Raw genomic sequence first — 11,582 nt, forward strand, 5'->3', positions numbered from 1 at the left:
TCGTGCCAACAATCACACGCTTCTGCCAGCGTGTTGGCACGAGATTCGGAGTCTTCCCCATGAGCACCACACATCAGCAATCGGCGGGCGCACCCCGGCCCGCGGGGGAGGGTCGCACCGACCTACCCCCCAACCACGTGGACCCCGACGTCCTGGAACATGAGCAGACTCGCTGGACCCCGCTGCGGATCGTGATCTGGGTGGGCATCGCCCTGCTGGGGGCGGTCGCGTGGGCCATGATCGCGTTCGTGCGCGGTGAGTCCATCAACGCCATCTGGTTCGTCTTCGCGGCGGTGTGCAGCTACTTCATCGCGTACCGCTTCTACTCCAAGTTCATCGAGCGCAAGCTGACCCGCCCGGACGACCGGCGCGCTACGCCGGCGGAGTACAACGCCAACGGCAAGGACTTCATGCCCACCGACCGGCGGGTGCTCTACGGTCACCACTTCGCGGCGATCGCAGGCGCGGGCCCGCTGGTGGGACCGGTGCTGGCCGCCCAGATGGGGTATCTCCCCGGGACCATCTGGATCATCGTGGGTGTGATCCTGGCCGGTGCGGTCCAGGACTACCTGGTGCTGTTCTTCTCGATGCGCCGCGGTGGCCGTTCCCTGGGTCAGATGGCCCGTGAGGAGCTCGGCGTGGTGGGCGGGTACGCCGCGATCATCGCGACCCTGGCGATCATGATCATCATCGTGGCCATCCTCGCGCTCGTGGTGGTGAACGCCCTGGGCGAGTCGCCGTGGGGTGTGTTCTCCGTGGGGATGACGATCCCCATCGCGCTGTTCATGGGTGTCTACCTGCGGTACCTGCGCCCGGGCAAGGTCATGGAGGTCTCGATCATCGGGTTCGTCCTGCTCATGGCCGCGATCGTGGCCGGTGGCTGGGTCGCGGGCACGGACCTCGGCGCCCAATTGTTCACCCTGGACCGCGTGACCCTCGCGTGGTGCGTGATCGTCTACGGGTTCATCGCGGCCGTGCTGCCCGTGTGGTTGCTGCTGTCCCCGCGCGACTACCTCTCCACGTTCATGAAGGTGGGCACCATCGTGCTGCTCGCGGCCGCCATCGTGGTGGTGCGCCCGGAGATCACGGTCCCCGCGGTCAGTGAGTTCGCGGGCCGCTCGGACGGGCCCGTGTTCTCCGGTTCCCTCTTCCCGTTCCTGTTCGTGACCATCGCGTGCGGTGCGCTCTCCGGGTTCCACGCCCTGATCGCATCAGGAACCACGCCCAAGATGGTCGAGAAGGAACGCCAGACCCGCTTCATCGGGTACGGCGGCATGCTCATGGAGTCCTTCGTGGCCATCATGGCGCTCGTGGCGGCGGTGTCGATCGACCGCGGCATCTACTTCGCCATGAACTCCTCCCCGGCGGCCACCATGGGCACCGTGGAGGGCGCCGCGGCGTTCGTGAACTCTCTGGGTCTCTCCGGCGTGCACGTGACCCCGGAACTGCTGCAGGGCACCGCGGACGCCGTGGGCGAGGAGACCATCATCTCCCGCACCGGCGGCGCACCCACCCTCGCGCTCGGGCTGTCGCACATCATGCACCAGTGGCTCGGCGGGGCCTCCATGATGAGCTTCTGGTACCACTTCGCGATCATGTTCGAGGCCCTGTTCATCCTCACCGCGGTGGACGCCGGCACGCGCGTGGCCCGCTTCATGCTCACCGACACCCTGGGCAACTTCATCCCCAAGTTCCGCGACGCCGATTGGCGCGCGGGTGCGTGGCTCACCACGGCCATCATGGTCGCCGGCTGGGGATCCATCCTGATCCTGGGCGTCACGGACCCGCTGGGCGGGATCAACACGTTCTTCCCGCTGTTCGGCATCGCCAACCAGCTGCTCGCGGCCATCGCGCTCGCGGTGTGTCTGGCCATCGCGGCCAACCTGCACCGCTTCAAGTACCTGTGGATCATCCTGCTGCCGCTCGCCTTCGACGTCCTGGTTACCGTCACGGGGTCCTGGCAGAAGATCTTCTCCCCGGATCCCAAGGTGGGCTATTGGGCCAATCACTTCGCGTTCAAGGACGCACTGGCCCAGGGGCAAACGAGCTTCGGGACCGCCAAGAACGTGGAGGCCATGGAAGCGGTCGTGCGCAACACGTTCGTGCAGGGCACCCTGTCCATCCTCTTCGTGGTGCTCACGATCATCGTGGTGATCATGGCCGTCGTGGAGGCCGTCAAGGCGTTGCGCGGGCACGAGCGCCGCACGCACGAGGACCCCTACGTGGAGTCCCGCTTCTACGCGCCGTCGGGCCTGGGCGCCACACCGTCCGAGAAGGCCCTGGCCAAGCAATGGGACGCGCTGCCGATCGAGCAGCGCACCCCCACCGGCGGAGGACACCACTGATGTCGGGCGCGGCGCAGATCCCGGTGCTCGCCCGCGTCGGCTCGTGGTGGCGCGGCGCGTTGCGATTCGGCAACGGGGTGCTCGGCGCGGACAAGTACGAGCGTTACGTGCAGTACCACCGGGCCTCGGGGTGCGGGACGCCGCTCATGACGGAACGCGAATTCTGGCGGGACTACCAGGACTGGCAGGAGGCGCACCCCGAGGGCCGGTGCTGCTGAAGCGGTACCATGGACCGCTGCCCGCGGGTGGCGGATCGGAAAGGGGTATCGGTGGGTTTCTTCAGCGACTACAGGGCCACGCGCCGCGACGAACGTGAACTGGGCGAGGGCGTCTGGCGCCGGGCCCACGACCGCTTCAAGCGCGGCCTGGACCGCTACCACCAGATCCTGGAATCCGTGCGCGACCCCGAGCTGCGCGCCGCCGCCGTGCCGGTGGCCAATGACCTCGCGGACCTCCTGCCCAGGGTGCGCGCCGTGTGCATGGAAGCGCACGTGCGCGCCCCCTCGCGCTCGCAGGACATCCCGCACTCCACGGACGGCTACCTCTCGGACGTGCACCGACAGCTCTCCCGGGCCGGGAATTCCATGGCCCAGGCCGCGGAGGCCCTCACGATGGCGCGGTTCGCCGCGGGTTCCCACGCCCGTCCTGTCGCGTCGGGTCTGGCGGGGGAGGGGACGCCGGGTCTCGCGGGTGACGGGGCGTCGGGCCTCGCGGGTGAGCCCGGTTCCGGGGGCGACGCCGCTGGGTCCCCCGAGCAGCTCTCGGCACCGTCGCAGGGTGTGAGCGCCATCCAACGCCGCTCGGCGGTCGTGACGGAGTACGTGACTGCGGCGGAGCGACTGCTCGGTGAGCATGCGGAGCACTCGCCGGAGGATTGAGGGGTCCGCCGGGTGACGGGTGTGTAACCGGACCCGTGACGTCTCGCGGAATGATTGACGTTTCCCTGGATGGGTGGCGGTCACGCCGGATGAGCGGTGTCTCAGAGGTATTGCACGCTCGGCGCACCCGATGCCCGCAGGCAACAAATGTGGGGGTGGACGGTGGCGTCTCAGGCTCGGGAGGGGCTCCGGGGGTTCCCCTTGCCCGTCGGTCGTGGATCTCGGCCGATCGAAGGAACCCCCGGGGCGCCATTGTGTCCCCTGTCCTGGATCATTGGGCAGCCAGAGCCACAACGTCCTGAGACATATGTTATGGAACAGCGTTGTGTTTAGGAAGTGTTGCGCGAAATCGTTGCCAATATGTCACCGACCTAAGGACCCACAGGTCTGGGGTCATGGATGCCCGGCGGCCGGCGGGGGGCGAGTGACCGGGGCCGGCCGCACCAGACAGGGAGCGAGCCCGGAAATGACGATCCCCGCCCTCTTCGCGGCAGGTCCTGCCGGGGAGAGGGCGGGGATGGTCCGTGGAGCCGCCTGCCGGAATCGAACCGGCGACCTATTCATTACGAGTGAATCGCTCTACCGACTGAGCTAAGGCGGCGTGACCGGGACCGTTGCGGCCCAGATGCACCCGGAAACAGTATCAGATCGGGCCGGAACACCACCAATCACGGATCACCCGCGGATACGGGCGAGTGGCCGCGTGGATGGCACCCGGCGTCGGGCCTCAGTCATCGCACGTGGCGCCCTCGTCCGGCAACGTGCCGTCCAGGAGGTAGTCGTCCACGGCGCGGGTCACGCAGGGGTCGCCGGAGGTGTAGGCGGTGTGCCCGTACCCCTCGTGGGTGAGCAGACGGGCGTCGCCCATCTGCTGCTGTAGGGCCTGGGCCCACGGATACGGTGTGGCGGGATCGTGGGTCGTGCCGATCACCAGGGCGGGGGTCTCCAGATCCGCGCGGTAGTTGTCCAGCGGCTTGACGGGCTTGTCCGGCCAGCCCTGGCACGCGGCCGCACCGTAACCCAGGTAGGGACCGAACGTGGGGGCCTGCTGCGTCATCTCACGGGCCGCCTGGGCCATCTGTTCGTCCGTGACGTCGTTGGACACCGTGTCCAGGCAGGAGACCGCCGTGAAGGCCATGGACACGTTGGACGTGTACTTCCCGGAGGGTTCACGCCCGTGGTTGGAGTCGGAGAACGCCATGAGCGCGTCCAGGTTGCCGTCCAACGCCTGCTGCAGGGCGGAGTTCAGCTGCGGGTACGAGGCGGTCGAGTAGAGGGGGACCAGGATCCCCTCGATCGCGTTGGTCGGTGTGACGGTGCGTCCGTCCGAGACCGTGGGGCGGTCCTGGGCCACGGAGCGCAACATGCGCTGGATGGTGGCCATCCCCGCGTCCACGTCTGCGCCGGCCACGGCGCAGTCGTTGTTCGTCTCCTGGCAGTCGGCCACGAAGTGGCGCAGGTTGTCCTCGAAGCCCTTGGCCTGCGCGAGCGTGGTGGCGCGGTCGTCGAGGGCGGGGTCCACGGCGCCGTCCAGCACCATGCGCCCTGCACGCTGGGGGAACAGGTGCGCGTACGTGGCGCCGATCTCGGTGCCGTAGGAGAACCCCAGGTAGTGGGTCGTGGGCTGGTCCAGGACGGCGCGCAGGACGTCCAGGTCCCGGGCCACGCTCTGGGTGTCCATGTGGGAGACCACGGCCGAGGAGTGCTCGTGGCACTTCTCGCCGATCTCCCGGGAGCTCTGCCGTACCTCGTCCAGGGACTGCCGGCGCGGGTCGAAAGCCGGTTCGGAACGCCACTGGTCCATCTCCCGGTCCGTGAGGCAGCGGATCCCGTCCGAACGGTCCACACCGCGGGGGTCGAATCCCACGAGGTCGTAGTTCTTGCGCACCTCCTTGGCCGTGAAGTAGTCCGCGGAGCCCATCATGTCCACACCGGAGCCGCCCGGCCCGCCGGGGTTGAGGAACAGGGCGCCCACGGGGGAAGAACCGGTGGCCTTCAACCGGGCGATCTCCACGGTGGTGCCACCGGCGGAGGGGTTCGCGTAGTCCACCGGGACCGTGATGCCCGCGCACTCCAGACCGCTCGGGAACTGTTGCCGTTCGGAGGTCTTGGTGCACTCCCGCCACTGCGGCGTCTGGGTGTAGTAGGACGTCAGCGCGGAGTCCACGCCGGAGGTGACGTCCGGGTCCGCGCTGCCCCGGGCGTCGGTCTCCCGGGAGGGATCGGCGCACGCGGTCAGGGCCAGCGCGGCGGTGCACAGCAGGACGGCCAGGCGGCGGGGGAGGGAACGGTTCACGGGGTCCTCTCGGGTCAGACGATGGCCACCATCATGGCCTCGAACGCGAGTTGTGCGCTGACGTTGGTGCGGATGCGGCGCCGGGTCTCGCTGATCACGTCGATCTTGTGCAGGGTGTGCTCGGCGGTGGTATTGGTCGCGTACCCGTGGATCTGCTCACCCAGGTGCTGGTTGATCAGGGCCGTCCCGGTGTCGAGCTGCACGCTCAGCACGTCCCGGTAGAACGTGGTGAGGTCGATCAGGAAGCGGTCCAGGGTGTCGGTCTGGATGCGCCGGGAACGCCGCTTCTGATCCGCTTCGAGCCGGTTCAGGGCACCCCGGATGGCGGGTGGCACGCGGCCGGTCTCGGGGGCACCCATGGCCACGAGCAACTGCGCGCGTTCCTCGTCGTTGCGGGCTTCGGCGTCCGCGGTGGACTCGTCCACGGCGAGGCGGTGCAAGCGGTCCGCGGCCTTGACCGCCCGGGTCACCCCGTGCATGGACAGCGGCAGGGAGACGACCTCCTGGCGGCGGGTGCGGGCGTCGTCGTACAGGGCGAGTCGCGTGGCCACACCCACGTGGCACTGGGACAACCGCGCGCACTCGATGGCGCGCTGCTCCGGGACCCCGTGCCGGGCCACGAGCAACCGGGCGACGTCCTCGGGGGACGGGACCTTGAGGGTCACGGCGCGGCAGCGTGAACGGATGGTGACGAGCACGTCCATGGGGGACGGGGCGCACAACAACCAGATGGTGTGCGGCGGGGGTTCCTCGATGCTCTTGAGCATCACGTTGGAGGTGCGCTCGGTCATCCGATCGGCGTCCTCGACGATCATGATCCGCCACGAGCCCACGGACGGCCGGTCCTGCGCCTTGACCACGAGCTCGCGGGCTTCCTCGATGCTGATCTGCGGGTTCTCCGTGACGAAATGGGTCACGTCCGCGTGGGTCCCGGCGAACGCCGTGCGGCACGCGTGGCACGTGCCGCAGCCCGTGCCGTGCTCGCACAACAGTGCGGCGGCCAGGGCGCGCGCGGCCGTGGAGCGACCGGAGCCCGGGGGCCCTGTGAACAACCACGCGTGGGTCGGGTCGTTGTCGCGGGCCGCGCGTTGCAGCTGCCCCACCACGCGGGGCTGACCGACGACCTCGTCCCACACGCTCACGCGGAGACCTCCGTGCGCTCGGCGAGGATCCCGGTGACCCGGTCCACGATCGCGTCCGTGAGCTCGGCCGCGGGCGCGGACGCGTCCAGGACAAGGTAGCGGGAGGGTGCCTGCGCGGCGAGCTCGCGGAAGGCCGCGTTGACGGCGTCGTGGAACGCCCGCGCCTCGGATTCCATGCGGTCCGTGACCAGGGCGCGCTCGCGGCGTCGGGCCTCGGCGGTGGTCTGGTCCACGTCCAACAGCACGGTGAGCTCCGGGACGAGACCCTGGACGGCCCACCTGTTCAGTTCGAGCACGCGTTCGGTCCCCAGACCGCGCCCCGCCCCCTGGTAGGCCACGGAGGAGTCCACGAACCGGTCGCAGATCACGACCTCCCCGCGCTCGAGGGCGGGGCGGATCCTGCGCGCCACGTGGTCCGCGCGCGCGGACGCGAACAACAGCGCCTCGGTCACCGCGGACACCGGCGCGTGGGAGGGATCGAGCACGAGCGAGCGCACCGATTCCGCGAGGGGTGTGCCCCCGGGCTCGCGCGTGAGCGTCACGGTGCGACCTTCGCGGCGCAGAGCGGCCGCGAGCGCCGTGGCCTGGGTGGACTTCCCGGCGCCGTCACCGCCTTCGAACACGATGAGGGCCCCGCGCGCTGATTGCTTCACGCCCCCACTGTAGCGATCGCAACCGACAGTCACAGCGCTGCCGTGGGCGTCCACAGGACGGGCCGCACGGTGGCGCGGGATTAGGCTGGAGCAATGCGTAAAGACACCGTGGTGGTCGCCGGAGGCCGCCCCGATCACGAACACGACGCGCCCGTGAACCCGCCCGTGGTGCTGACCTCCACCTACCGGGGCATCGGGGAGCTCGACCCCGCGGACCGCACCTACGCGCGGTTGACCAACCCCACGTGGGAGGCGTTCGAGGACGTCCTGGCCCAGCTCGAGGAGGCCCCGAGCCCCGCGCTGTCCTACGCGTCCGGGCTCGCCGCGATCACCGCGGTGCTCACCCTCGTGCCCGTGGGCGGCACGCTCGTGCTGCCGCGCCACAGCTACCAGGGCAGCGTGGCACTCGCGCACACGTGGCAGGAACGCGGCATCTTCACGGTGCGCACCGTGGACATCGCGGACACCGAGGCCACCCTCGCGGCACTCGACGGCGCGGACATGCTCTGGATCGAGAGCCCCACCAACCCGATGCTCGAGATCGCGGACGTGCCCGCACTCGTGCGCGCCGCGCGGGAGAAGGGGGTGCTCACGTGCGTGGACAACACGTTCGCCACGCCCCTGCTGCAGCGTCCCCTGGGCGTGGGGGCGGATCTGGTGGTGCATTCCGCGACCAAGTACATCGCCGGTCACTCGGACGTGTTGATGGGTGCGGTGCTGTGCGCCACGCCCGAGCTGCGGCAACGCCTGCATTCCCAGCGATCTCTCGAGGGCGGGATCCCCGGGCCCTTCGAGGCGTGGCTCGCGCTGCGCGGCGTGCGTACCCTCGCGGTGCGCGTGGAGCGTTCCATGGCCAACGCCGCGGAACTGGCCCGCCGGCTCGAGGCCCACCCCGCCGTGGCCCACGTGCGCTACCCGGGCCTCGCGTCCGATCCCGGCCACGAGCGCGCTGCCGCGCAATTGCAGGGCGGTTTCGGTTCGGTGATCTCGGTGGTCCCCCACGGCGACGTCGCTGCGGCCGAACGTCTCCTGACGGGCCTTCGCGTGTGGACCCCCGCCACGTCCCTGGGCGGGGTGGAGTCCTTGATCGAGCGGCGTCGTCGCCACCACGACGAACCGGAGACCGTCCCCGAGAACCTGCTGCGCCTGTCCGTGGGGATCGAGAACGTGGAGGACCTCTGGGAGGACCTCCGGGCCGGACTCGACGCGCTCGCGGATCGGTAGACTGACCCCGTGACTTCCATCCCTTGGGCCATCGTTCTGGCGAACTACCTGGACTACGCCATCACCCTGGTGGTGGCCGTCCTCGCGCTGCTCGCGGTGTTCGACTGCCTGCGGCGTTCGGCGGTGCAGTTCGAACGCGCGTGGAAGCGGACCAAGACGTTCTGGCTCGCCCTGACCGGTGGTGCCGCGGTGGTGTCCGTGTTCAGCGCGGTCTTCTCCACCCTCACGCTGCTGGCCGTGGGTGTCCCGGGGACCGGCTCGTTGATCCTGATGCTGATCGCCGCGACGATCGCGGGGGTGTACCTCGCGGATGTGCGCCCCGCCGTCTCGGGCGAGTCCAAGAACCCCGGGTACTGGTGACCTGTACCCCCGCTCGGGGCCACTGATCGAACACCCATAGGGCCATCCCGCAACTGCTCCGCGGCTCAGCCGTCGACGCGCCATCCCGGCTCGTCCGGTGCGACCGCGGACCACGGCACCGTGAGTTCCCCGAGCCGCCACCGGTGGGGCCCGTGCAGTACGGGCCACCCGGCGGCGCGCAGGTCCCGGCACATCGCCGTCCAGCGCTGCCGATGACCGAACGGTGACAGGGCCGCGTTGGCCAGCCACGCGGCGTCGGCGGCCGCGAGGAACGCGTGGACCCGCTCGCCCGGCACGTTGCGGTGGATCAATGCCTTGGGCAGTCGCGCGGCCACGTCCGAGGGCACGGCGAACGCCCCCGGACGCATGCTCACGGTGAAGGTGCGCGGGCCCTCTACCGTGCAACACAACCACGTGGCCAGGCGCCCGATCTCGTCGCACGTGCCGTCCATCAGGACCCCGCCCGGTGCGAGCCGCCAGCACGCGAGGTGCCACGCGGCCGGGACCTCTTCCACCGGGTACTGCCGCAGCACGTTGAACGCGCGCACGAAGACCGGGGAGCGGGAACCGGTCGGGATCTCGAAGCCCCCGCGCCGGAAGGACAAACCCGGGCGGGCGTGCTGCTGGGCAGCCGCCACGCGGTCCGGGTCGATCTCGATGCCCATGACCTCCACATCCGGGCGCACCGTGCGCGCCCGCTGCCACAGCTCGACCGCGGTGATCGGGGCCGCCCCGAACCCCAGGTCCACGAGCAGCGGATCATGCGCGCGGCGCACGAGCGGGGCCAGGACCCCGGTCAGGTAACGGTCCGCGCGCCGGAGGCGGTTCGGGTTCGTGGTCCCGCGGGTGATCGATCCCACGGGGCGGGGCTGGGCTGACACACCCACACTGTAGTGCGCACGCCACGACACGCGTTCCCTCGGTGGCCCCGGGGTGGGACAATGGCCCCATGGCTAACGATTCCGCTACCCACAAGCTCATCCTGCTGCGCCACGGTCAGTCCGACTGGAACGAGAAGAACCTGTTCACGGGCTGGGTGGACGTCCCGCTCACGGACAAGGGCCGCGCCGAGGCCACCCGCGGCGGTGAACTGATCGCCGAGAACCAGCTGCTGCCGGACGTGGTGCACACCTCCCTGTTGCGCCGCGCCATGAACACCGCCAACCTCGCGCTCGACGCCGCGGACCGCCTCTGGATCCCCGTCAAGCGGTCCTGGCGGCTCAACGAGCGCCACTACGGTGCCCTGCAGGGCAAGAACAAGGCGGAGATCCGCGAGGAGTACGGCGAGGAACAGTTCATGGTCTGGCGCCGTTCCTACGACACCCCGCCGCCCGCCCTGGACGATTCGTCCGAGTGGTCGCAGGCCGGGGACCCCCGCTACGCGGACGTCGCCGAGCTGCCCCGCACCGAGTGCCTCAAGGACGTCCTGGAGCGGTTCCTGCCGTACTGGGAGGAGCAGATCGTCCCCGATCTCAAGAGCGGCAGGACGGTCCTCGTGGCCGCGCACGGCAACTCGCTGCGTGCGCTCGTCAAGCACCTGGACGGCATCTCGGACGACGACATCGCCGGGCTGAACATCCCCACGGGCATCCCGCTGTACTACGAGCTGGACCAGAACCTCAAGCCCGTGACCCCGGGTGGGCGCTACCTGGACCCGGACGCCGCCGCCGAGTCCATCAAGGCCGTGGCCAACCAGGGCAAGAAGTAACCCTTCCGGCACCGTGAAGAATCCCCGGCACCCTTCGGTGCCGGGGATTCTTCTTGTCGCCGTGTCGCGCGGGGCCGCATGGACGGCACCGCTCGGAGCGATCGGACGACGCCGCTCGGGTCGGTTCCCGGATGATCCCACCCGGGGTGCGCCGTCACGGGTCCCGGCGGCTCACGCCACCGGGACCCGCACCGCTCACTCGCCGGCGTCGGTGCCGATGTGGCCGTGGCCGGTGGGGTGGCTGTCGGTCGCGGGGGCCCAGTCGCCGGTCACGAGGTAGGAGACCTTGCGGGCCACGGAGACGCCGTGGTCACCGATGCGTTCGAGGTAGCGGGAAGCGAGCGTGACGTCCACCGCGGTGGGCACGGAGGAATCCCAGTCGGGATCCGCGAGCATCTCGAACACCTGCTGGTGCTTGAGGTTCAGCTCGGACTTCAACGCGAAGATCTGGTCCGCCTCGGAGATGTCCCGGTCCTCGAGCACGGAGATCACGCGCTCGACCAGACGCGCGTCGATGTCGAACATCTCCTCGAAGTGCCCGCGCATGGCCTCGGGCAGGACGGGCTCGGGGAAGCGCAACCGGGCCAGCTGGGCCAGGTGACGGGCCAGGTCGCCCATGCGCTCGAGCGAGGCACTCATACGCAACGCGCCCACGATCATGCGCAGGTCGGAGGCCACGGGGGACTGCAGGGCCAGGATGTCGATGGAACGCTCATCGAGATCGTTCTGCAGGAAGTCGATGCGAGCGTCGTTGGAGATGACCTCTTCGGCCACCTGGATGTCGGCGTCGAGGAATGCGGTGCGGGCGCTGCCCAATGCCTGCTGCACGAGCGTGGCGATCTGAATCAGCTCCTCACCGACCTGGTGGAGCTCAGCCTGGAAAACCTTACGCACAGGGGGCGTCCTTTCGTTCATGGCAAGTCCTGGTCCGTAGCCTACGCGGGTTGAGTGGGCCGGGTGCCATCGGGATGTCATC

Annotated in this window: 11 protein-coding genes and 1 tRNA gene; 6 read left to right on the forward strand and 6 right to left on the reverse strand. The window is 69.6% G+C overall.

What is annotated here, in order from left to right; genetic code table 11:
• Positions 1 to 59: 59 nt before the first annotated feature.
• Genes AS25_RS01535 through AS25_RS01545 form a run of 3 tightly spaced genes read left to right on the forward strand, consistent with a single transcriptional unit; the run spans position 60 to position 3,223 of the window.
• Complete coding sequence (locus tag AS25_RS01535; RefSeq protein ID WP_035960622.1) at positions 60 to 2,345, forward strand: carbon starvation CstA family protein; 2,286 nt, start codon at positions 60 to 62, stop codon at positions 2,343 to 2,345.
• Complete coding sequence (locus AS25_RS01540) at positions 2,345 to 2,563, forward strand: YbdD/YjiX family protein (protein WP_035960627.1); 219 nt, start codon at positions 2,345 to 2,347, stop codon at positions 2,561 to 2,563. Before AS25_RS01535 ends, AS25_RS01540 begins: the two co-directional genes overlap by 1 nt.
• Positions 2,564 to 2,614: 51 nt before the next feature.
• Positions 2,615 to 3,223, forward strand: coding sequence for a hypothetical protein (locus AS25_RS01545; RefSeq protein WP_035960633.1), 609 nt, complete (start codon positions 2,615 to 2,617; stop codon positions 3,221 to 3,223).
• A 525-nt stretch (positions 3,224 to 3,748) separates the two neighbouring features.
• Here AS25_RS01545 and AS25_RS01550 read toward each other — a convergent pair.
• The 4 genes from AS25_RS01550 to tmk all read right to left on the reverse strand — a co-directional run bounded on the left by AS25_RS01550 (position 3,749) and on the right by tmk (position 7,314).
• Positions 3,749 to 3,824 (reverse strand) — tRNA-Thr (locus AS25_RS01550).
• A 126-nt stretch (positions 3,825 to 3,950) separates the two neighbouring features.
• Positions 3,951 to 5,519: an alpha/beta hydrolase gene (locus tag AS25_RS01555; RefSeq protein WP_035960640.1), complete on the reverse strand. Its 1,569-nt coding sequence runs from the start codon at positions 5,517 to 5,519 to the stop codon at positions 3,951 to 3,953.
• Positions 5,520 to 5,533: 14 nt separating this feature from the next.
• Positions 5,534 to 6,661, reverse strand: a complete 1,128-nt coding sequence (locus tag AS25_RS01560) for a DNA polymerase III subunit delta' (protein WP_035960648.1) — start codon at positions 6,659 to 6,661, stop codon at positions 5,534 to 5,536.
• Positions 6,658 to 7,314 carry a dTMP kinase gene (gene tmk / locus AS25_RS01565; protein WP_035960657.1) on the reverse strand — a complete coding sequence of 219 codons (657 nt, stop codon included), beginning with the start codon at positions 7,312 to 7,314 and terminating at the stop codon, positions 6,658 to 6,660. The genes AS25_RS01560 and tmk overlap by 4 nt, the downstream gene beginning before the upstream one ends.
• 93 nt (positions 7,315 to 7,407) lie before the next feature.
• On the opposite strand from tmk, the gene AS25_RS01570 reads away from it, so the two are divergent.
• Together AS25_RS01570 and AS25_RS01575 are read left to right on the forward strand one after the other, a co-directional pair.
• Positions 7,408 to 8,538, forward strand: coding sequence for a trans-sulfuration enzyme family protein (locus tag AS25_RS01570; RefSeq protein ID WP_035960668.1), 1,131 nt, complete (start codon positions 7,408 to 7,410; stop codon positions 8,536 to 8,538).
• Positions 8,539 to 8,547: 9 nt separating this feature from the next.
• The gene (locus tag AS25_RS01575; protein WP_052160615.1) at positions 8,548 to 8,898 is read left to right on the forward strand and encodes a DUF2516 family protein; all 351 of its coding nucleotides are present in this window, start codon (positions 8,548 to 8,550) and stop codon (positions 8,896 to 8,898) included.
• Between the two features lie 65 nt (positions 8,899 to 8,963).
• Here the strand turns inward: AS25_RS01575 and AS25_RS01580 are convergent, their stop codons facing one another.
• The gene (locus AS25_RS01580; RefSeq protein ID WP_156960863.1) at positions 8,964 to 9,779 is read right to left on the reverse strand and encodes a class I SAM-dependent methyltransferase; all 816 of its coding nucleotides are present in this window, start codon (positions 9,777 to 9,779) and stop codon (positions 8,964 to 8,966) included.
• Positions 9,780 to 9,847: 68 nt separating this feature from the next.
• On the opposite strand from AS25_RS01580, the gene AS25_RS01585 reads away from it, so the two are divergent.
• Entirely contained in the window at positions 9,848 to 10,606 is a 759-nt protein-coding gene (locus tag AS25_RS01585) for a phosphoglyceromutase (RefSeq protein ID WP_035960676.1), read from the forward strand.
• Between the two features lie 195 nt (positions 10,607 to 10,801).
• Here the strand turns inward: AS25_RS01585 and phoU are convergent, their stop codons facing one another.
• Positions 10,802 to 11,500, reverse strand: a complete 699-nt coding sequence (gene phoU / locus AS25_RS01590) for a phosphate signaling complex protein PhoU (RefSeq protein WP_035960683.1) — start codon at positions 11,498 to 11,500, stop codon at positions 10,802 to 10,804.
• Positions 11,501 to 11,582 lie beyond the last annotated feature (82 nt).

The organism is Kocuria marina (genome assembly GCF_000786655.1).
Lineage (GTDB): Bacteria > Actinomycetota > Actinomycetes > Actinomycetales > Micrococcaceae > Kocuria > Kocuria marina_A.

What these genes read in the sequence shown, in the direction of transcription:
- AS25_RS01535 (WP_035960622.1), top strand. Translation starts at nt 60, where the DNA reads ATGAGCACCACACATCAGCAATCGGCGGGCGCACCCCGGCCCGCGGGG.
- AS25_RS01540 (WP_035960627.1), top strand. Translation starts at nt 2,345, where the DNA reads ATGTCGGGCGCGGCGCAGATCCCGGTGCTCGCCCGCGTCGGCTCGTGG.
- AS25_RS01570 (WP_035960668.1), top strand. Translation starts at nt 7,408, where the DNA reads ATGCGTAAAGACACCGTGGTGGTCGCCGGAGGCCGCCCCGATCACGAA.
- AS25_RS01585 (WP_035960676.1), top strand. Translation starts at nt 9,848, where the DNA reads ATGGCTAACGATTCCGCTACCCACAAGCTCATCCTGCTGCGCCACGGT.